The sequence below is a fragment of the Desulfovirgula thermocuniculi DSM 16036 genome (genome assembly GCF_000429345.1).
GTDB classification, from domain to species: Bacteria; Bacillota; Desulfotomaculia; order Desulfotomaculales; family Desulfovirgulaceae; genus Desulfovirgula; species Desulfovirgula thermocuniculi.
The window spans coordinates 1-22,007 of record NZ_AUBR01000052.1; the positions used below are offsets into that span (position 1 = coordinate 1).

Here is a 22,007-nt window from a genome sequence, read left to right on the forward strand (position 1 = left end):
CCCAGCGGGCGGAAAGGGACAAGAAAGCCCGCCAGGAGATGATTTTCAAGCTAAAGCGAAAGCTTGCCAGCAAGGATGTTAAAAGCCTAGTGGGCAACAGCGGTTACCGACGCTACCTCAAGATTGCCAAAGGGTCCATCTCCCTTGACCGGGAGGCCATCCGCAGGGAGGCCCGCTACGACGGCAAGTACCTCCTCAAAACAAACACCGACCTTTCCCCGGAAGAGGTGGCGCTGGCTTACCGGGAGCTCTGGCGGGTGGAAAGGGCCTTCAGGGAGCTGAAATCCGGCTTGGAATTGCGGCCCATTTTCCACTGGACGGATTCCCGGGTCAGGGGCCACATTATGGTTTGCTTTCTGGCCTTGGTTTTAGAAAGCGCCCTCTTGCGGTACCTGAGAGAAAAGCAGGCAAAAGTCGGTTATCTTCAGCTGTTGGCCGACCTTGCTGCCCTGCACGCGGTGGAGTTCAAGTTTAACGAAAGGGTTTATCTTTTCCGTACCGAACTGCAGGGGGAAGCCTATGAAGCATTCCGGGTGTTAGGCATAAGGCCGCCGCAAAAAGTGCAGATACTAACTTGATTGCCACAAGCAGGTAAAATGTAGTGGTACGTCACCCTCTTTGTACCCTGAAACCCTTGGGGCGCAAGGGATGGGAGATTATGGGTTTCAAATCCAAGTCACGGCAAAACACTGGAAGTTCGGGGACAAGTTTAGGGTCAATTCGAATAAAAACTACAACCTTTTCACCGTCCCCAACTGGAATTTCTTGTATTTCAGGACAGAAGGCTGGTTGTAAAAAAGCGTAACACCAGTTAATTATTGTTTGTTTTGGGTTTTTATTGTTAATGCCTTTAACAAGACCGGGATAACTCCTGCGGCCACCATATTCTCTTTCTTCTGACACACCAACCAAAATCAAACCGCCATCTGTATTCGCCATCGCAGCTATAGTTGGTAGAATCTTTTCTTTAATTAGCTCCTCTTTGTAATCTATCGTCGAACCCTCCGGTATCTTTTGATCGCAGAAAGACTTGATATCGCCTATTTTAATCTCTGAAAGTGGCAGATGAAACAACGACCGAAATTTTGAATCGTGCACGATATTCACCTCATCTGCCTTATAACTTGGGGTTAATCTCAACCTAATTAAAAACAACTACTCCCACGCTATTTTTTCCACTGCCGCCTCCAGGTCGGCCCTGCCGGGCCTTGTGTACCTGGCGGTGGTGTTCATGTTTTCGTGGCCCGCAAGCATCGCCACCCTGTCCAGCGACTCCCCGGCGTCCACCAGCATCTTGCAGAACGTGTGCCTCAGCCGGTGCGGGGTTGCCTCTACCCCGGCCAGCCGGGCATACTTCGCCAGGACCTTTTCCGCCGCCCGCCTGGTCATCGGCCTGCCTCCCCTGCCGGGGAAAAGCCACTCACCCGAAAGGGTTGCCAGGTACTCCCCCAGGATACGCCTTGCCGTAGCGTTCAGGGGCACCTCCCTGTACTTGCCGCCCTTGCCCTGCCGGACGGCGACGTAGCCGGACCGCTCCCGGATGACCACGTCCGCAGTCCTCAGAGATACCGCCTCCGAAACCCTAAGCCCGGCGTGCAGGAGAAGGGTGATCAGGGCCTGGTCTTTTTTGCTCCCGTACTTCTGGACCGCCCGCACCAAGGCGCCCAGCTCCTTCCGGGAGAGCCACTTCGGGGCCGATTTTTGCTCCGGCAGCCGCTTCACGCCCTCCGTAGGGTCGGCCTGCACGATACCGGCTTCTTTCGCCCAGGCGAAGAAGCTGCCGATGGCGTCCAGGGCATTGTTCACCGTGGCGGGTTTTCTGTTTTTGCCCTGCAGGAAGCGCCGGTAGTCGGCCACGTCCAGGGGGGTAACCGCCGCCGGGTCGGGTTCGCCGTAGGTCCCCTCCACCCAGGCAAAGAACCGGCGCAGGTGTCCGGCGTATACTTCCGCCGTACCGGAGGAGTAGCCCCTGGCAAGCAGGCTGTTTACAAAGCTGGTTATAGTATCCATTCGACATGTTTCCCCCTTTCTCCTTTTGCGAACTAAAAATCCGGGCTTAAGGTTGTTTCGCTTCCCGCTTTTTGCGTCCTTCCCGGTCTGTTTAGTTCACAAAAGGGACATTTTGTGAACTACAATATTTCTTTGACGGATAACGGCGGAAAACAAAAAGCAAGGACAATTTGACATATGCTTAAAAACACCACAAGAAACTTCCTCAAAAACGTGGGGCAGGTATAGACCTGCCCCGTTGCCCGGACCACATTAGCTTGCATTGCATTTCAATGCTCTGCAGCGAGCTCGGGTTGCCACGGGATCGGAACGTGCCTTGTGACTTTAAGTGTTTCAAGGCACCCCCTCACAAGGGGCTAGAACACCGCCCGGGCCAGGTGCCCGATCCGAAAAACGCAACCCGGGGGGTGGTCAAAAATGCTTCCAAATTTGAACCACCCCCTCTTTCCTAGTTTGAATTATATCATAATTTCACCTGATCCAGATATCCGGATTTCGTCAATGTGTATTGCTTTACGTTACTGCTTTTTGTCCATTATGGTCAAATTTTGCCTTTTCAGGGAGGAAAGGGGTGGAAACGTGTAGAATTCAAAGTAAGTTGAGGGGGTATTTTCCGTGACCGCAGGCTACGACAAACTCCTTCTGACCAAAGAAGTAGCGGCTATCTTCCGGGTCACCAAGCGCACCCTCTGGAACTGGGAGCACAAGGGGATCCTGGTTCCCATCCGACTGCCCACGGGCCAGAAGCGGTACAGGAGGGAGGACGTGGAAGCGCTTTTGGGTAGGTGTACGTCTAGTAAGGGGTTGAAGAAGGGATAAATGTACCAGCAACCAGAACGGACTTGAAAGTTTTTTGCAGGAAAAAGCATGCGGTCATAGAGGGGGCGTTAAATCTTGAGTGTCCTCAAAAATGAACTGCACCGACTGTTAGATGCTATACCCGAGGAGGAATTCCTTGGGGTTAAAAGGTTTTTAGAGTTCATCTTAAGTAAAGCTAACATTAACATCAAAAATCATGATTTTTCTGAAGATGTTCGAAAAGAAGATCCTAGTATCCGATTCTTTTTTGGGAGGACATTTTATATTGAGGGTGCTCTAGGTAGATATGCGGAAATGGAGTACCGCTACCATATTATGCAACTAGATGATATTGCAGGATGGGGACGACTTACCTTGTACGATCAGAATTTAGCCATAATAGGTGATATTGAATTCAAAAAAGAACACTTAACAGAAGTTTGGCCCGTTTATTATGCGCTAGCGGCTAAGTGCACAAGAAAGGATAAACCGTTTATAGATGATAGGTTTGCAGGTAGTGTGGAAAAAGCCAAAAGGTACGTTGATACGGGAACTTTAAAAGATATTTCCGAAGAGGGGCTCCCTAAAACGCTTCAAACATGTTTGAGTGTCGCCAAGCTTGTGTGGAGTGGAGAAACGTATAACATGGCAATTTCTACCGTCGCCAAAAGTAGAGGAGTTGGGAAAACAACCATTATAGACCAGTGTACTCGTAGAATTGACCTTACGGCAGAGCAGTTTAGAAGATTACTTAAGAATAAAAGCGAATTTGCCAACTACTTGGCAAGTAAATTCCCAAGATATAAAGAGCTTATCCTACACATAGTTAGACCTTAAGTCTTAGCAAAAGCGACCTTATGGTGGTTTTGAAAAAGCTTTGAACAGTATATTTGAAAGGCTACTCGATTTTATGTCAGTGGTGAGGTATATTGGGATGCGATTCAATCACCGAAGGTACACCTCTATGCGGACCCTTCTGGCCCGAAGAGGTGGAGGTAGTAAAGTGCCAAAACAAGGCAGGCTTCCTTTTCGTAACCGCCAAGGGCGTTAAAACCGGCAACTTCTACGAGTGCACCCTTTCACCCTATGATGCCAGCCAGGTTAAGATCCTGGAAGGCAGGGGTATAGACTTTGCTACTTTAGGCCACCTGTGGGTTTGTTGAAACAGGACCGCGAGGGGGCGCATAAGAGACGATGATAAGGCTTTAAGATCTGAAACCTCATGCCCTTGTGCGCGGCATCCTGCCGGACGCCCCTGTGACTGTCGTGAGCGTCCAGAGGTTCGGCTCCCACGCGGTGGAGCTGACCTACAAGGACCCCGCCGGGCGCTTGGGCAACGTCCTGCTCTGGAGCAGGGTAGGCCGTGGAGCTTCGATGGCGCACTTTGACCTTGTTAATTGCCACCACTGTCTGGTTTCTTGCCTTTTATGGAGGGAAGAATTTATTTGTTGCTCCCTGGTTCGGCTATAATAAGGCCAGGCAGGAAATGTTAAAGGCATTCAAATACTGCCTCTGGATGTTTGCTTAACAAAGCAGCCCGGTGTTTGTTTTGCAAAGCAGCTCATGCATTTTCCTTACCCTGGCAAGACCCCGACTTTAGCCGGTGGTGGTTGATGGATGGGGTCACCATCTGCAACTCCGAGGGGTGGAGAACAACGGTGAGCAGGCTGGCGATCTCCGTGAACGATCGGATCACACTTCGTGACCGCCCGTGGGTCGTGCGCCAGATCGTAGAAGTGGAGGGCGACCGGCGGCTGTTGAAGCTAGAGGCCCTGGACAGCGATGAACCGGCCTTCTTGGAGGTGGCGGTACCGCCGGAGGAGGCGCATTTGCTTCCGGTAGAGACACCAGCCTTCGACCTTGCGCAACTGGATTCGCTGGCGGCCTGGGCCAACGCCCACCGGATTCTCGCCGCCACACTGGTTCAAAACACGGGGGTGGTCTCAGGGGCCCGCTTCGGACGGGTCACGCTGGAAGCCTACCAGCTGGCTCCGGCGCTTCAGCTCCTTGGCAAGCCGCGCCCGAGCCTGCTTATCGCCGATGACGTGGGCCTGGGCAAGACCATCGAGGCGGGACTGGCGATGCTCGAGCTGGTGGCCCGTGGCCGGGTTCGCCGGGTTCTCGTCGTGGTGCCTCCTGGGCTGATGGAGCAGTGGCGGCAGGAGCTTTTCGATAAGTTTGGCCTTGAGTTCCGCATTATCGGAAACGCCGCCGACCTTGCCGCTGCCCAAGAGTCCCTGCCCGCCGGAGTCAGCCCCTGGGAGGCCTTGCCGCGGGTGATCACCTCGATCGATTACTTGAAGAAGGACACCGTGCGGTCCCGCGCCCTGCGCAAGCGTTGGGATTTGGTGATCGTGGACGAGGCGCACGCCCTGGCCGAGTCGGGTACGCCACAGAACCCCTACCGGACCCAGCGCACGCGGCTGGGGTTGGCCCTGCGCGAAGCGGCCTGGAGCCTTTTACTGCTCACCGCCACGCCCCATAACGGCTACGCCCACGCTTTCCGCTCGCTTCTGGAACTTGTGGAGCCAACCCTGGCCACCTTCAAGGGTTCCCAGGAGGATCTCCGCCGCCGGGTGGGGACGCCCATGGTCCGGCGCATGAAGTCCCAGATCCGCCGCCGTGTGGACGGCAGGGAAGAGCTGGTCTTCCCCTTGCGCAGTGTAAAGGGCGTCCCTGTGCAACTGGAAGGAACTGAGCGGGGACTCCTTCAGGAGGTTTCGGCCTACTGTTCCCGAACCGCCAAACAGGCGCAGGGGACGGATGAGGCCGAGCTCATCGGCTTTGCTATGCAGATTGTCAAGAAGCGGGCGTTGTCGTCGTGGGCGGCACTCGGCAAGACCATCGAGCATCGCCTCGAGGCCCTGGAACGGGAAGAGGCCCGCGAGGAACCACCCCAACCCGCGGAGCTCCGCGACTTCCAGGCTGATCTGCCGCTCACCGAAGCCCAGAGCGAGCGTACCGCTCGTCGGATCCTGCGCTCGGCCATCCCCAGGGATGAAAAGCGCCGTCACTCCGAGTTGCGCGCACTCAAACGCATTCGGGCCTTACTCAAGAAACTACCGGACCGCGATCCCAAGATCGAGGCCCTGGTTTCCGAACTCAAGCGCATCTTTGCTGAAGACCCCACCGAGAAGGTCATCGTCTTCACCGAATACCGGGACACCTTGGACGCGATCTGCACCCGCCTGGATGCCGATCCGGACCTTCGGGGACGCTACGTGGTGCTCCATGGAGGTCTCACCCGCCGCGAGCGCCTTCGCCGGCAAGATCAGTTTGCGAAGCCCGAAAGCCGGGTTCTCCTGGCCACCGACGCGGCCAGCGAAGGCCTCAACCTGCAGCTGTACTGCCGGCGCATCATTCACGTGGAACTGCCCTGGAATCCAAACCGCCTTGAGCAGCGCAATGGCCGCGTGGACCGGTACGGACAGACGCGACCGCCTATCATCCGGTACCTCTACTACCCCGACAGCCCGGAGGACGACGTCCTTTCGAAGCTCGTGGAGAAAATCGAGCAGATGGCCCGGGACTACGTCTCCACCCCCGACATCCTTGGGGTGATCCAAGGGGCAGAGGCCATCCAGGAAGGCCTGACTGCCCTGGATGCGAAGGCCCCGGACGTTGGGCCCAAAAAGGAAAGCCTAGTAAGGCTCTTTGAGGACTGCATGCGGGAGTTCGTGCGGGAACTCCAGCCCCTCCTCTTGGCTACCCCGCAGGGTGACGTGGACTTGTACACTGCCGAGCCGCTGTTCCCCGACGACCGGATGTTGGAGGAAGTTGTTCTGGCGATTCTCGGCCCAGGCGCCGTGCGTCCGGTGGACGGCCTGGAGGGGATCTATCGGATCGAGGTGCCGTGGGCCTACCGGGGGGAGGGGGTCCAGGCGGTCTACGAAGCGGCCACCTTCCGCCGCTCCGTGGCCGCCCGCTACCGCGCCGACGAGGTGGAGTTCATCACCCCGTTGCACCCGTTGGTAAAGGCTCTTGCCGCCGATGCCCGTCGGCGCCTCTTGCAGGTTTACCCAAACGCGCGGGGCTTGCCGCCCCGCAGGCTCGCCGCCCGCACCGTGCCGCCGGAAGAGCCGGCATCCGTGGTCTTCACCTGGCTGGGCCGGATCGAGGGGGGCGGCGGGCTTTTGGAGGAGCACCTGATCCCCATCCGCGTGGACCTGCAAGGACGCATCATCGGTGAGCCAGAGGAAAACCGGCGCTGGCTGACCCCCGAGGCGGCTGGCGACGTTCCGAAAGAAACCCTGGAGGCGCTCTTCCGCCACCGCTTTGAGAATCTTCTGGAGCGGGCCCGGGGCGAGGCCGAGCGCTGGCTCAGGCGAAGGACCGAGGCGCTTCGCACCCACCGCCAAAAGCAGGCGGAGATCCTTCGCCAAGATCTCGAGCGCGACCTCGCCGACCGCTTGCAGGAGATCGATGAGGAAGAGCGGCGGGCGCGGGGCCTGATCGATGCGACCGGGCAACTGCGACTTTTCGCCGAGCGGGAGGTGAGCGGTTTCCAAGCGCGCCGGCTGGCCCTTGAGAGCTACCGCAAGCAGCGCCTGGAGGAGATCGCCGCCTTCGAACAGGTCCATGAACCGCCACCCCCTCGGCCGCTGGGCGTCCTCTTCCTCGTTCCGGAGGGAGGTGCGGCATGACCTTCCGGCACCTGCGCAATGTCCGCGGCTTCTTCTCGGACTACTACCTAGGCAGCGTCTTCGGGCGCGGAGCTGGCCGAGGAGGCCGCAGAACCCTGTCCGATCGGGAGACGGACCTGGCCTATGCCCGTTTCCGCCGGATCCGCGAGCGGGCTGAGGGCCGGGCCGCCGATGCCCTGACCTGCCGCGAGCGCTTCGTCCGCCCGCTCCTTAGGGACGTGCTGGGCTTCCACCTCGGCGCGGGCGAGAACGGCATCCACCGGCTCTTCCCCTCCGCCGAGGCGGAAGCGGCAGGCGAGCCTCCCCTGCTCCTCGTGTACTGCGGGGCCTGGGACGAGGATCTGGGTGCTGGCCGGGGGAAGGCCAATTCCATGCGCGCCCTGGGCGAGGCGCTGGCCCGCGAGGGGGTTTCCTACGGATTTCTAGTGACCGGGGAGCGGATGCGGCTCATCCGCGCCCCCGGTGAAGGTCCTCAGGCCGCCTACCTCGAGGTGGACCTGGCCGGGCTCGACGAGGAAGAGGACCCCGAGTCCTTCGCGGCCTTCCTCAAGCTCTTCTCGGTTGCCACTTTCCTTCCTGGCAAGGATGGCCGTCGGCCGATCGAGGAGATCGAACGGGAGAGCCGCGAGCACGCCGAGCGGGTCTCCGAGGACCTCAAGGGCGCTGTCTTCCGGGCCGCCGAGTCCATGGTCTCCGGCCTCATCGCCGACGCCGTGGCCCGAGGAGAGCTCGCATCCCCGCTCGAACTCAATGAGGCCAGGCTTCGCACCTACCGAGATGCCGCGCTCCTGGCGCTCTACCGCATCCTCTTCATCCTCTACGCCGAGGCCCGCGACCCGCGGCTGAACGAGCACCCGCTTTACTGGAAAAGCTACTCCGCAACCGGACTCCTGGAAGAGATCCTCGCAAGGCCCGACCGCATCTGGCCGGAAAACCGCTCGTTCCTCTGGGAGCGCCTGCGGGCACTCTTCCGCATCTACGACGAGGGGCTGCCGGCGATCACCCCCTGGGACCACATCCCGCCCCGCGGGGGAGACTTCTTCAGCCGCACCACGCCGGAAGGACAGATTCTTGACCGCGCCCGCCTCCCCGACCGCCAGGTGGCGCAGCTCATGCTGGATCTTGCCACCACCCCACCCCGCCGTGGAATCGGACGGGAGCGGGTCTCCTTCCGGGAGCTGGATATCGAGAGCCTGGGCGCCGTGTACGAAGGGCTTCTGGAATACGAACCTCGCATCGCCCGCGAGGTCTCCCTCGAGGTCCGGATAAAGGGGCGGGAGTACGTTCTTCCCCCGGCTGAACTGGTCCGACTGTGCGAGCAGAAGAACCTGCGCCTTGTGGGAAACGTCGCCCTGGTCCGCGGCACCGAGGCCGAACGGCTACATCCGGATGCTTCGGTCGATGAGTCCGAGGATGAGAACGACGACGCAAGTGAGACCGCGGCGGAAACGGACCTGGCCGAGGCGGAGGGAGAAGCGGTAAACGAGGAAGCCGAAGAAGGAGTCGCCAAAGGCGCCACCGTCCGGCTCGTGCGGCGGTTAGAGCCGGGCACCTTCCACTTCGTGCCAGGTCCGGGCCGCAAGGGCTCCGGCTCCTTCTACACCCCGCGGGTACTGGTGCGAGACCTGGTGCGCCACACCCTGGGACCGCTCATCGAGGGAAAGAGCGCCGCCGAGATCGAGCGCCTGCGGGTGCTCGACCCCGCCTGCGGGAGCGGTCACTTCCTGGTCGAGGCCATGCGCTTTCTGGGCCATGCCCTACACCGGGCCTACGTGGAAGAATACGGCGGCAAGGCCCCGCCGGAGTTTCGCTCCACCACCGGGCAGGGATGGGACACGAACTGGCGCGCCTCGGACGAGGAAGCCCGCGCCGCCAACTCCGAGGCCCGGGCCTGGTGCAAACGCCGCATTGCCGAACGTTGCCTCTTCGGGGTAGACCTCAACCCCACCGCCGTCCAACTCGCCCAGGTGGCCCTCTGGATCGAGTCGCTGGCCGGCGACCGGCCGCTGACGTACTTCCGGCACCACATTCGCTGCGGCAACTCGCTTTTGGGCACCCGGATGGACCGGCTGGAAGAGCCGCCCCTGCCAGCCAAGGGGTTTAACCGCCAGCAACTCCGCCTCTTCCAGGAGCCCGTCCGCCAGGCCATCCGCAAGGCGGCGCGCCTGCGCAGGCTCATCGACGAGGTGCGCCCCGAAGATCTCTTGCGGGAGGGCATCCAGCCCGAGAGCACGGAGGAGCAGCGCTACAAGGAAGACCTTCGCAAGCAGGCAGACTCCATCCTTGCGGCGGCCAAACTCCTCTTCGACCTCCGCTCGGCCAGCGCCTTCGTCCCCGAGATCTGGCGGGAGTGGGATACCCTGACGAGCCTCATCGAGAAGCCCGATGAGCTCCATACCTACGCCCGAGGCCGTCCCTGGTGGTCGGAGTTCGAGCGGGTGCGCGAGCGGGAGCGTTTCTTCCATTGGGAGTTGGAGTTCCCCGAGGTCTTTGTGGACGCGGAGCGGCCGGGGTTCGACGCAGTGCTGGGCAACCCGCCGTTTCTGGGTGGGCTGAAGATTAGGGGTGTTCTTGGTCCGGTATATCGCACTTTGCTCGAGGCCGAATACGAACCATTCAAGGGAACTGCAGACCTTTGCGCTGCTTTCTTTCGTCGAGCCTTCCAGCTCTTACGTCCCGGGGGAACGATGGCGATGGTTGCAACAAACACGATTGGGCAGGGCGACACCCGGGAAAGCGGCTTGGCCGTGATCGTGCGGCAGGGCGGGACCATCACCTTCGCTAGGCGCTTCATCAAGTGGCCCGGCGCCGCCAACGTGGAAGTCAACCTCGTCGCCATCCATAAACCCGACCAATCGCCATCGGCCCACCGCCCATTGCCTCTTCTGGACGGTCAGCCCGTGGAGTTCATCTCCTCGCGCCTAGACGCCGACCCTGAGGCCGAGCCAAGACGATTGCCGCAGAACGAGGGGAAGGCATTCATCGGCGACTATGTCCGTGGCATCGGGTTCGTGTTGGAGCCAGAAGAGGCCGAGCGGCTGGTAGCCAAAAACCCACGGAACGCCGATTGCCTTTTCCCCTACCTCAGTGGCGAGGACCTGAACAGTGACCCTGAGCAGCGGCCCAGCCGCTACGTCATCTGTTTCCACGATTGGGATTTAGCCAGGGCACGACAGTATCCAGACCTGTTGCGGACTGTGGAAGAACGCGTGAAGCCGGAGCGCGAGCGGTTGCGTGGGCCGGGGGACAAGCGCAACCGGGAGTATTGGTGGCAGTTTGGGGCCTACAGATCCGGGTTGCGCGCTACCATCGCCCCGCTACGGCGGGTGCTGGTACGTGCAGAGGTTAGTCAGCTGCATATGCTTACCTTTGTCCCAAAGGACTGGATTTATTCCCACATGCTCATCGTCTTTGCCTTCCAGGACGACTACCACTTTGCCTTGCTACAGTCGAGTATGCATGAGCTGTGGCTAAGAAAGCAGGCGTCCAGCCTCCGCACGGATGTTCGCTACACACCAACTGACTGTTTCGACACCTTTCCCTTTCCACCTCAGGAATATAGGACCTCCAGCCTGGAAGATCTACTGCAGCGGCCGGCATTTGCCCACGCGGCCCGCATCGGCGCGGAATACCATGAGCATCGGCGTCAAATCATGCTTGCCCGCAACCTGGGCCTGACTAAGACCTACAACCTGTTTCACGACCCCAACTGCAGCGATGACGATATCGCCCGCCTACGGGAGCTGCACGTCGCCATGGACCTGGCCGTGCTGGCTTGCTACGGCTGGGACGACCTTGCTCTTGAGCATGGCTTCTACCCGAACGACCGTGGGCAGGTGCGGTTTAGTATCGCGCCTCAGGCCCGGCGGGAAATGCTCAATCGGCTCCTTGAGTTAAACCTGTACCTGTCAGGCCGGGAATGGAAGCGGGAAGTGGAGAGCGCCAAGGTCTACGCCATACCGGCAGTCGGGCTTGCCCGCGCCGCGGAAACCTCGGAGGCCTACGTAACCGGGCCCGCACGCCAGTCGGCTAGCACGGCTTTTCAGCAAGCGGCCGTCCTCGCCTGGGTCGTCCATAAGCTCTATTCACCGGGCTACCCGGTGAGCCGCTTTAGGGTGCAGAAGATGCTCTACCTCGTCGAAGCGGCCACGGGGACGGGCCTCTTCACCGAATTCCGCAAGCAAGCCGCCGGCCCCTATGACCCCGGCCTGCGCTATAGGGGCCCCGAGGATATCGCCGTGCGCCAGCGGCGCTGGCTCGTTGCGCGCGGCGAGACCCATTTTGAGCCAGGACCCAACATCGAGGAGGCCCTCCGATACGCCCCGCGGTACCTGGACGAGGTTCTGGCCGAGTTGGTTCTCGAAGAGTTCCGCGGCTTTCGGGATGAGACACTCGAGCGCTGGACCACCGTGCACCTGGCGGCTGTCGAACTCCAGCGCCAGGGTCAGCCGGTCACACCCGAGACCATCGTGGCGTACATTCAGTCCGTCGCCGAGTGGCAACCGAAGCTCTCGCGGGAGGAGTTCGCCCCAGACCGCGTCGCCGATGCGCTTGAGGGCCTCCGGAATACGGGGCTTATGGCTACCCAAAGGAGGGACACGTGATGACGCCCAACATCCCCTTGGCCGTTTGGAACCTGATCGATGAGTACCGCAGTTTCCTGCGGACGAGCTTTCGGTTTCTGGACGACCACCTGCGCCGGCAGTTCGAGGAGCACTTAGCTCAGGCCGATGTGGTCGTTAAGGGACCCTACGTGACGCTGGCCCGGGATTTTGCCCTAGGGCCGACCCTTCGGGAGCTTGTGCAGGAGGGAACGGCTCACCCCGACCTACTGAAAGCTTGCTGGCCCTTCGGCGAAAATCGTCTGTATCAGCACCAGGAACAAGCATTTCGAATCGGGCGGGCAGGGCGCTCTTTCGTCATCACGACGGGGACCGGCTCGGGCAAGACCGAGGCTTTCCTGCTCCCCGTCTTGGACGGAATTCTCCGCCGCAAGGCCGAGGGGGCCCAGGGGCTGCAGGCCGTCTTCGTCTACCCCATGAATGCCTTAGCCAACGACCAGCTGGAGCGCCTGCGGCGGCTTCTGCGCGGAAGCGGATTGGACGTCTCGTTTGCGCTGTACACCGGGGATAGCGACACCACAACCCTGGCCCTACGCGAGGAACCCGCCGAGATCGAACGCCTGACGCGAGCGGACATTCGCCGAAACCCGCCCGACATCCTCCTCACTAACTACAAGCAACTGGACTTCCTCCTGGTGAGGAAGGCCGACCGGCACATGTTCACGCGGGCGCTCCGCTATCTGGTGCTCGACGAGATCCATAGCTACCGGGGGGCGCTGGCGACGGAGATCGCCTGGCTCATCCGACGCCTCAAGGCGCAGGCGGGACTCGAGCCCGGAAAGCTGGTCACCATCGGCACCTCGGCCACGGTGGCCAGCGGGGAAGGTGGGGTCGAAGCCCTGGCGCACTTTGCCGGGACCCTTTTCGGCGAAGCGGTGCGCGCCGAAGACATCGTGGCCGAGTCGTATGCCCCTCGGGAGGACCATGCCGAGCCATATAGCCCCCCGCTTCCAAACCTGGAGGTCTCGCAACTTGCAGACTTAAACCCGTCCGACGATGCGCAGGTCGTGGCGCTGGCAGAAAAGCTGACGGGCAAACGATGCCCCCCCGAAGGTCCCATTGCCGACCGGGTGGCGGCCGTACTCGCTGGCAACCGGGTCGTGCAAGCCTTGGAGGAATTTCTCGCCGAGCCGCATACCGTTCGTGAGGCGGCGGAGCACCTTCGCGAGGTATTGCCAGAGCGGCAGAGCGCGCCGCTTGAGAAGGTCCAGCTGGAGGTCGAGGCGTATCTGCTCGTCGGAAGCGTGGGAGACGAAGAGCATCCGCCGCGTCTTCGGCCCAAACTTCATACGTTCTTCCACGGCGTTTACGACGTCGGCCTGTGTCTGAATCCGGAGTGCCGGACGCTCGTGCCCCACGGCGGGAGTGAGTGTCCGAAGTGCGGTTCGGTAGCGTGGCCTGCGGCCCTATGCCGCACCTGCGGGCAGGACTTCGTCAAGGTCCGGTTCGAGCGGGAGGACGACGACCTCCCCGTTGGAACCGGCGACTTTTTCAGCGACGAGCGCACCGCCTTCCTTACCCATGGGATCCTGGAGCTACCGGAAGCCCCCGGAGCGGAAGACGCCGAGGAGGAAGAGGAGGGCACGGGGGCTGAACAAGAGCGGCGCAACCGGCGCAAGAGCCGGGCGGAAGGCAAGCTCGAAGAGGTGAGCGTCTGTCCCGGTTGCGGCCGCCTCCTGGAGCCGGGAGGTCGCTGTCCGTCCTGCAACCGAACCGCGATCCGGATGCTCATGCACCGCGGCAAGCTCAGCACCTGCCCCGCCTGCAGCGACATCTATACCCGCGGCGACATCGTCACGCCGCTACGGACAGGCACTGCTTCCACTGTCTCGGCGCTGGCCACGCATCACTTGGACCACCTGGAGGGAGACGACCGGAAACTGCTCATCTTCGCCGACAATCGGCAAGACGCCGCCCACCAGGCGGGCTACACATCCGACAAGCACCGGACCTTCGCCTTGCGCCACGCCATGGCGCACGAGATCCAGGAGGTCGGCTCGCAGGGCGTGTACCTTACGGAACTGCCCCAGCGCCTGTTCGACCGGTTCAAGGGCCTGGGGATCATTCCGCCCAGGCCCTCTCGCCCAGAGCAAGAGCGGTGGCTCGATGCTCTCGCCTACCAGGCCGCCAACGAGGTCACCCGTTACAGCCGTCAGCGTGCGTCCCTGGAGAACCTGGGGTTAGTGGCAGTGGAGTATGAGGGGCTTGAGGAACTCGAGGAGGACAGGGATTTTAGGGCCCTCGCGGATCGGTTCGGCCTCATTCCCCAAGAGGCAGTGCTCCTGGTACAAGCTATTTTGGATGTAATGCGCAAGAATCGGGCCGTGGCCTACGACGGCCGTCCGGAAACCGGCACGATGCTGCCCTTCTTCACCGAGTACATCGACCCAAGCAAAAAACGCCGTTACCGGGAACTCGAGGCCGACCCCTACGCCGTGCGCTTCCCCGATCGGGACCGCAGCCCCAAGGCCTTTGCGCTAGATCGGCCCGACCATCTGCGCAAGGCTGGGCGGCTTATGGGCTTCATCCAGGAGAACCCCCATGCGGGCCAGCTCACTGCCACCCAGAAGGTGGCCGCCCGGGTGCTGGGTGGTCGGGAGGCAGCGGAAGAGTTCTTGCGCGCCGTGGTACCGCTTCTCCTTAAGTACGAAATCCTGGTCGACGTAACAGAGAGGTTCCCGATTTCCCCGAGTGAACGCACCCCCCGGTTACGGATTCTCCAGATTGATCCCCGCCGCATCCGGCTGCGCTTTGCCGAACAGGGGTATCGCTGCAACGCCTGTCAGACCTGGCGCCCGTATCTTCTATCGACATGTCCAACTCCAAAGTGCCAAACCGGGCGGCTGGTGCCCGCGTCCTTGAACCGAGACAATTACTATGTTCGCCTCTACCTGGAGCGCCCCCCGCGCCGCTTCGCCGTGGCCGAGCACAGCGCCCAGATCTCCGGTGAGGATCGGGCGCGCCGGGAGACGGATTTCAAAGAAGGCAGGCTAGACGCCTTAGTGTGTACCCCCACTTTGGAGCTTGGGGTGGACATCGGCCCGCTCCTGACCGTCGTCCTTCGCAACGCCCCACCGACCCCGGCCAATTACGCCCAGCGGGTGGGGCGTGCGGGCCGGCGGCTGCGGATCGGGTTTGTCTCGACCTTCTGCGCCAGCGGGGCCCATGACCGCCACGCCTTTGAGCGGCCAGAATGGTTCGTGGCTGGACGATTTGACCCTCCGAGGCTGAGGCTTGACAACCCCAAGATCGTCCTGCGCCACCTGCGCTCCTACCTGCTCGCTCACCTTGAGAACGAACTCCCCTACCTCCTGAAAGACCTCCTGGACGACGTTCAACGCCCGACCAGGTGGAAGCGGGAGGAACTGGAACCCCTTTTCCAGGAGATCCAGGAACGCCGGGACCAGCTCGTGCAGGCGATCCTCAGGGTCACGGAGTATGATCGCAAAGCCGACCTGGTGACCCGCTATAGCGAAGAGGACGTAAAGGCGCTGGTGGATGGTTTCGCGGAGGAACTCACGAGAGTGCTGGAGCGCTGGTGGCGACGGGTGGAACAGCTTGACCATGAGTTCCGGGAGTACTCCGCTATCGGGTCACCGCGGCAGGACGAGAAGAAGGCCGCCGCGCGCAAGCGGGCCTACTACGAGATCACCCAAGACCCGGAGCGAGCCTACATCCTGAACTACCTGGCGACTCAGCAAGTCCTTCCGGCCTATCAATTCCCGCTCGACACCTTCAGCCTCGATCCGGGGGTGCCCGACACCCCCACCATCTACCGGGGGGCGGCCATCGCCATCGAGGAGTTTGCCCCGGGCAACTTCGTTTACGCCAACGGGCACAAACTGCGCTCCATCCGGGTCCTCTACCCCGGAGGTCCCGGCAAGGCGGGTCATGCGCGAAGCGACGCCGAGGCTGCTGGGCGGCTCGAGGCCTTTCACTTCTGTTCCCAGTGCAACGAGGCCGTGGAAAGCGGGCGGAATACCTGCCCGCGCTGCCACGCGGCTTTAGAAAAGGCGGTAGATGTCGTCTTCGTGGACGCCTTCGAAGCCGAGGAGAACCTACGCATCACCTCGGAGGAGGAGTCGCGCCAGAGGCTGGTGTTCGACCGGCGTGAGTATCTGATCGCAGACTCGGCGCTTCAATGCCGTCTGTACCCTTACCCCTTGCATCCCGTCGAGCTTTTGAGGTTGGCCGAGATCCTGATCACCAACTGGGGACCTTTGGAGAGCAAGAAGCTGGGGGAAGGCCGGCGGTTTTGGCTGTGTCCCGATTGTGGCCGGCACCTGCCCTACGAGCCAACGGATCCTGCTTACGCGAAGCAAGTGCAGCAGTGGCGGGGGTATCACGCGCGCTTCTGCAAAGGGGAACCCGTCCCCTTAGTTCTGGCCCACCGCTTTCAGGCCGACTGCCTGGTCCTGAGCCTGCCTGGGCGGGAGGATGCCAAAACCATCGGCCGCCATACGCTGTCCCCGACGGTCGTCACGCTCGCGGAAGCCTTACGCGCCGGGGCAAGCCGGTTGCTCGGGCTCGAGCCCGAGGAACTTGGGGTGTTCGTGCGCAAACCCCATGGGGGCTTGCCGATCGAGCAGATCGTCTTTTACGAGACGGTGCCCGGTGGCGCGGGCTACCTGGAGGAGATGGCCGAGCGGCTACCCGAGGTAGCCCGCGCCGCGCAGGAGGCGCTTTACGGGCACGATTGCCTCAAGGCCTGCTACCTCTGCCTTAAGCACTACCGCAACCAGTCCTGGCACGCCCTGTTTGATAAGAACCTCGTGCGCGATGTCCTGCTGGAGCTGGCGAGCCTGAACCCGGTCGAGCCCCAGCCGGCCTCCTACGGCGCGAGCCGCCAAAAGCTGGCGGAGATGCTCGAGGCCCGGGCCCAGGGCTCCGGTGAGACCTTTCGCTGCTATCCGAAGGGGGAGATCGAGGAGATGCTCCGGGCCGCTCTCGAGCGAGTGGGGATCTCTGATTTCCAACGGGACTTCGAAATACGGGATGAGGAAGGCCGGCTGTTGACCGTTCCCGACTTCGCCTGGCCCAACCTTAAGGTGGCGGTCTTCTGCGATGGGTATGCCTATCATGGAGACCCGGAAACCCTTGAGCTTGACGCTAGGAAGCGCAATCGTCTCCAGCTCTTAGGTTGGCTGGTGTTGACCTTCTGGGGCCGAACTGTCTGGAAGGACGCCGAGGGATGTGCGCGGGTGGTCCAGCAAGCCCTCCAGGCACGCCGCAAATCCGAATCCCATCTTCGCTGACCGCGGGTCGGGGGCTCAAGGTGAAAAATGCGCGACCCGCATTGGCCTGGAAGCGGTCCAGGAGGGGACAGCGCATGTATTTGCCAAAGGTCTCTGCCTGCTCGAAACAAGCGAGATCCCCATTTCAGGCCATTTTAAAAACTATTCCCGGTGTGACCAGAACGGGAAGATGAGCCATCTGCACTCCCTCCACGTCTGGTGGGCCGCCCGGTTCCTCGCTGACCGCCGGGCAGCGCTTTCCGGACCCGAGGCCGATGAAGCCATCCGGCAGAAGGCCCGGCAGGCGATCCGCGAGGTGTTCAAAGCGGGTCCTGCTGTGCCGGATCGCCGGTATTTCCCCGAAACATCAGATGGCATTCCGGACACGCCTTCGTTGACCCTGGTTGTTTTCGCTCCGGAGCATGGCTGGGAAAACGCGTCCCGCGAAGCCACCCAGCGCCTCATCACAGGCATGATCCAAGAGTGCGGAGGACGCGGACGGACGTTCAAAAGCGGACTCCTCTTTGCCGTTGCCGAAGGCGGTGCGGCCCTTGCGGACGAGGCGAAAACCTTGCTCGCCCTGTAAAGCCTTGAAGACCCTGCCGAGCAGGAGCGGCTCAAGCTGGAACCTTCGCAGATCCAGGAACTCAGGGATAAGAAGCATCGCACCGAACGGAGCCTGAAAGAACTGGTCTGGCGCGTCTACCGGCGGACTCTGCTCCTAGCAGAAGACGGGGGCATCCGGGAAGTGGACCTGGGGCTTCTCCACTCCAGTGCGGCCGAGTCCTTGGTAGGGCTGATCGTCGCACGCCTCAAGCAAGAGGGGCTCCTGGAAGAGAGCATCAGCCCGGATTTCCTCGTCCGGAACTGGCCGCCTGCTCTGACCGAGTGGACCACGAAGGCGGTGCGGGACACGTTCTTCGCCTCTCCCCAGTTCCCCCGGCTCTTGGATTCCGAGATCTTGCGGACCACCATAGCGGAGGGCGTGAAGGCTGGGAAGTTCGGCTACGTCGGCAAGGCCTACGGGGGTTACCAGGGCGCGCCGATTATTGACGAACCGAACTTCGGGCCGGCAAACGTAGAGATTTCGGACCAGGTGGTTCTCCTGCCGCGCGATAAGGCTGCGGCGCTGAAGGAGGCGCCGCCCCCTCCGCCTGGGGAGCCGGAACGTAGTTCCCATGTGGCCAAGGAGCCTGGGGGCAAAGCAGAGCCGGCAGGCGCGTCGGAGCCGGTGTCGGTCACGACGCCGGTACTTAGCATGCGGCGCCTGTCATGGGAGGGGGAGCTCCCTTCTCAAAAATGGACGAACTTTTACATGAAAGTGCTGAGCCGCTTCGCTACGGATCCCAGCCTTCGTCTCCGCGTACGCTTTGAGGTGGCCCCCGAGGCGGGGATTACGCGGACGCAACTGGAGGAAATCGAGGCGGCCCTGCAGGAGCTCGGCCTCGGCGTTGAGGGGCTGGAGGTTGAGAGCGATGAATGATCGCCTTCAGTTTTAGTAGGCGGCACCGGACCTCACCTGTCCTGATTTGTGGCATATACGTAATGGTGGCAGCTACCTCTCGTGGTTTTCGGTTCTCACCCTTGCCGTGTACGGGGGATCTAGGGGACGCCTCCATTTTCCACGAGAATTCATTTCAAGGATAACGTCGAAATTTTTTGCGGGGGTGCCAATATGTTACCTGACTTTCCAAAGGTTAAAGAGAAGATCCTTGAACTCCTTAATAAGCGGATGCAGGTCCGCTCGACGCCATCACTCTTTCAAGAAATGAAACGGTTGTGTTATCATGAGGGACATCGCCACCGCATTATCAGGGCCGATGGCTCAGTGGTTGAAAATGAATTCATGGAGGCTTCGAGTAAAATCACGTTAGATTTGTCGCAGGGGGATAGCTTCACCATGGAAGACGTAATCGCCAAGGTCGACGCCGCAGCCGAGGAAATGAGATCGCAAATGGCCCGACACTTCTACGAAGAGATATCAAAAAGCGTCAAGGAAGTAGGAAATGCGATCGATGCCGGAGAAAAGCCGTTCACTACAGAAATGTACCTGGAAGCCCTTAAAAAGGTTCAACTAGACTTCTACGAAGACGGAACTCCTCACGAACTCGCTTTGGTTTGTTCACCCAAGATGGCACCTCGCATGAAGGCAGAACTCCAACGTCTGCACACTAATCCTGAGCTTGCAAGTCGGTATAATGAGTTAATCAAGCAGAAGAGGGAGGAGTGGCGTGTGTCGGTGTCAATATTTTTTGCCCCATTTTTGGTCATTGAGGATGCCCCATTTTTGGTCAAGTTGATGGGTCAAAAATGGTCATGAAAATTCCTCATTTTTGGTCATGTAAATTCCCCACTTTTGGTCACGACGCTGGAAGGGGAGGTCTCTGTTTTGGGCTCACCTGTTTTTGACCTGTTGCGCAGCCGGTAGCTCGGGCCGTTGATGGTAATGACGGTGGAGTGGTGAAGCAGCCTGTCTAAGACCGCACCGGCAAGCACCGGGTCACCCAGCATCTGGCCCCAGTCACTGAAAGACTTGTTGCTGGTGATGATAATGGAGCCGCGCTCATAGCGGCGGGCCACTATCTGGAAGAAGTAGTTGGCCACGTGAGCTTCCACGGGCAGGTAGCCCATTTCATCGATGATCAAGAGGTCGGGCGCCACATAGGTCTTTAGGGCAGACATGTGGCTCCCGTCAGCTCTGGCAGCATGAAGGGCAGCAGCCATCTCCGAAAGAGTGGTGAAAAGCACCTTGTAACCTGCCTGGCAGGCTTTAAAGCCCAAAGCCAGGGCCAGGTGAGTCTTACCCACCCCCGGTGGTCCCAAAAAGAGCACGTTTTCGTGCTGGCGCAGGAAGCGGAGCTCGGCCAGTTCCCAGATCTTTTGCGGATTTAGAGATGGCTGAAAGCTAAAGTCAAAGCTTTCCAGGGTCTTCACTGCCGGCATGCGGCTCTTTTTGAAGCGCGTCTGCACAGCCTTTGCCTGCCGGTGCTCAAGCTCCCTGTCCACCAGGCACCGCAGGAAATCGAGGTACGAGAGGTTGGCCTCCACGGCGCGCTTGAGTTCCGCATCCAGCACTTCCGCCAGCCGGGAGAGCCGCAGGCTCTTCAGCTTGGCCAAGAATTCCCGGTATTCCGCATCAAGCATGATCTTCACCACCCCCAAGGAGGGCTGCCTCGTACTCTTTAAGAGAGCGCACTGCTACATATACCTGCTCAGTTGGCAGGTGCTTTGTTGGCAGCGGTGGCGGGGGAAGCTCCGGCTCCTTTGGCGGGTGCATGTCCTGGGCGCATATGTTGCGCACCGTGCGGCTGTCAAAGGCCCCGTAAAGGGAAGCCCGCTCCAGGGCCTTTGCTACCGTTTCCCGGGGGTAAATTTCCAAAAGCTCGATTATCCTGTGGAGGTGGTACGCCGCTCCCGGGCCCTTCGTTTTGACCAGGCCGGCGATAAAACCTTCCGCCTGGGGAAAGTACCCCAGAAAGAGCTCTCTTGTGCTGCGCATGCGGTAGGGATAGGTTGCCTTTGGCATTCCCTCATAATGATGGGGGTTGCGGATCATCCGGCCTTTGCCTTCGGCCAGCTCGTGCTTAGCCACCAGTTCACCCTGGTAGAAGACCAGCAGTTCCCGCCCGTTATTCTTCACCTCCACCTCGCGGCCGGCCAGGATGAACGGCACGGAGTAGAGGTTGCCATCATAACTGACCAGACAATCTTTTGAAACCAGGCGCTTTTCGCTGAGATTCACTTGGTATTCACCCGGCGGAAGAGGACGCAGCTTTTCTTCTGCCAGGCGCTCAAAGGGCACGGCCCCGGTGGTGCGGTGAACCCGCCGGTTGGCCACCTCGTCCAACCAGCGGCGGGCCTTCTGGTTGAGGTCTTCCAGGTCTGTAAACTCCGTACCCTTAAAGAAATCCTGCCGGATGTAGCGAAAGGGCCGCTCCACCTTGCCTTTAGCTTCGGGGTTGCCCGGGGCACAGAGTATGGGCCTGAAGCCGTAGGCGTGGGCAAAGGCGAGAAACTCCGGGTTCCACCGTATGGCCCCCTCACTCCGGGAAAGAACCACGAGCTTGATGTTGTCGTAGACGACGGTAAGTGTCACTCCGCCAAAATATTGGAAGGCGTTCACATGGGCCCGTATGAAAGTGGCCAGGTCGCAAGAAGTGGTAAATTCGATGTACATGGCGCGGGAGTAGGAGAGCACCATGCTGAAGCACCATATGAGCACTTCCCGGCCGTTCAACACGACCCTGCCGAAAAGTGACCAGTCCACTTGGGCCTGCTCTCCCGGCCCGGTTTCAAACCGTATGTAAGCCCGCCTGGGCCGCTGTTCTCTCAATGTGGCCACGTACCTTTTGACCGTTTCGTAGGAACCGGTATAGCCCTGGTTCCGGATCTCTCTGAAAAGCCGCGTGGCGGTGAGGTCATACTTGTTCAACCGCTCCTCTATGTACGGCTTGTACGGGTCCAAAATGGAGGGGTTCTTCTTTCTCTCCTGCGGGTAGGAGTCCTGCTGTAGGGCACGGCTTACCGTTTTCCGGTCTATGCCCAGCATTTCAGCGATGCGGCTTTTGGGCACTCCCTGCTGGTGGTAGGTGTGGATCATGGCCCAGGTCTTCACCCCTATCATCTTGGCAGTCACCCCGTGCACTTTTTCGAGCTCTTTTTCCCGAAAAAGTAGCACGGGAGCTGTCCCTTTTTCTTTA

Annotated in this window: 15 protein-coding genes; 11 read left to right on the top strand and 4 right to left on the bottom strand. The window is 60.5% G+C overall.

The annotated features are described in order from the left end of the window. The coding region (locus tag G454_RS0111505) for an IS1634 family transposase (protein ID WP_027718751.1) at positions 1 to 578 on the top strand (578 nt) is incomplete at its 5' end. Between the two features lie 31 nt (positions 579 to 609). Here G454_RS0111505 and G454_RS20960 read toward each other — a convergent pair. Then, positions 610 to 1,107, bottom strand: coding sequence for an AlbA family DNA-binding domain-containing protein (locus G454_RS20960; RefSeq protein ID WP_169719351.1), 498 nt, complete (start codon positions 1,105 to 1,107; stop codon positions 610 to 612). Between the two features lie 48 nt (positions 1,108 to 1,155). After that, positions 1,156 to 2,010 (bottom strand): tyrosine-type recombinase/integrase, encoded by an 855-nt coding sequence (locus tag G454_RS0111515; protein ID WP_027718752.1) that lies wholly within the window; start codon positions 2,008 to 2,010, stop codon positions 1,156 to 1,158. Positions 2,011 to 2,625: 615 nt separating this feature from the next. Here G454_RS0111515 and G454_RS18870 point away from each other — a divergent pair. From G454_RS18870 to G454_RS0111565, 10 genes are all read left to right on the top strand, one after another. Continuing rightward, positions 2,626 to 2,829 carry a MerR family transcriptional regulator gene (locus tag G454_RS18870; RefSeq protein WP_035107690.1) on the top strand — a complete coding sequence of 68 codons (204 nt, stop codon included), beginning with the start codon at positions 2,626 to 2,628 and terminating at the stop codon, positions 2,827 to 2,829. Positions 2,830 to 2,904: 75 nt separating this feature from the next. After that, positions 2,905 to 3,645, top strand: coding sequence for a hypothetical protein (locus G454_RS0111525; RefSeq protein WP_027718753.1), 741 nt, complete (start codon positions 2,905 to 2,907; stop codon positions 3,643 to 3,645). A gap of 152 nt (positions 3,646 to 3,797) precedes the next feature. After that, positions 3,798 to 3,971: a hypothetical protein gene (locus G454_RS21460; RefSeq protein WP_156896743.1), complete on the top strand. Its 174-nt coding sequence runs from the start codon at positions 3,798 to 3,800 to the stop codon at positions 3,969 to 3,971. A gap of 67 nt (positions 3,972 to 4,038) precedes the next feature. Beyond that, positions 4,039 to 4,278 carry a hypothetical protein gene (locus G454_RS21465; RefSeq protein ID WP_156896744.1) on the top strand — a complete coding sequence of 80 codons (240 nt, stop codon included), beginning with the start codon at positions 4,039 to 4,041 and terminating at the stop codon, positions 4,276 to 4,278. Between the two features lie 248 nt (positions 4,279 to 4,526). Next, the gene (locus G454_RS0111540; RefSeq protein ID WP_169719352.1) at positions 4,527 to 7,451 is read left to right on the top strand and encodes a helicase-related protein; all 2,925 of its coding nucleotides are present in this window, start codon (positions 4,527 to 4,529) and stop codon (positions 7,449 to 7,451) included. Continuing rightward, positions 7,448 to 12,055, top strand: a complete 4,608-nt coding sequence (locus tag G454_RS22115; RefSeq protein WP_027718755.1) for an Eco57I restriction-modification methylase domain-containing protein — start codon at positions 7,448 to 7,450, stop codon at positions 12,053 to 12,055. Before G454_RS0111540 ends, G454_RS22115 begins: the two co-directional genes overlap by 4 nt. Then, complete coding sequence (locus G454_RS0111550) at positions 12,055 to 17,328, top strand: DEAD/DEAH box helicase (protein WP_027718756.1); 5,274 nt, start codon at positions 12,055 to 12,057, stop codon at positions 17,326 to 17,328. Before G454_RS22115 ends, G454_RS0111550 begins: the two co-directional genes overlap by 1 nt. 169 nt (positions 17,329 to 17,497) lie before the next feature. After that, positions 17,498 to 17,893, top strand: coding sequence for a hypothetical protein (locus G454_RS21480; RefSeq protein ID WP_156896745.1), 396 nt, complete (start codon positions 17,498 to 17,500; stop codon positions 17,891 to 17,893). A 201-nt stretch (positions 17,894 to 18,094) separates the two neighbouring features. Continuing rightward, complete coding sequence (locus G454_RS0111560) at positions 18,095 to 18,790, top strand: hypothetical protein (protein ID WP_156896746.1); 696 nt, start codon at positions 18,095 to 18,097, stop codon at positions 18,788 to 18,790. Between the two features lie 192 nt (positions 18,791 to 18,982). Then, positions 18,983 to 19,627 carry a hypothetical protein gene (locus G454_RS0111565; protein ID WP_027718759.1) on the top strand — a complete coding sequence of 215 codons (645 nt, stop codon included), beginning with the start codon at positions 18,983 to 18,985 and terminating at the stop codon, positions 19,625 to 19,627. A gap of 17 nt (positions 19,628 to 19,644) precedes the next feature. Here G454_RS0111565 and istB read toward each other — a convergent pair whose 3' ends face one another. Together istB and istA are read right to left on the bottom strand one after the other, a co-directional pair. After that, entirely contained in the window at positions 19,645 to 20,463 is an 819-nt protein-coding gene (istB, locus tag G454_RS0111570) for an IS21-like element helper ATPase IstB (protein ID WP_281168468.1), read from the bottom strand. Then, positions 20,444 to 22,007: IS21 family transposase (gene istA / locus G454_RS18880; RefSeq protein WP_211230072.1), on the bottom strand; the 1,564-nt coding region annotated here is incomplete at its 5' end. The genes istA and istB, both read right to left, overlap by 20 nt.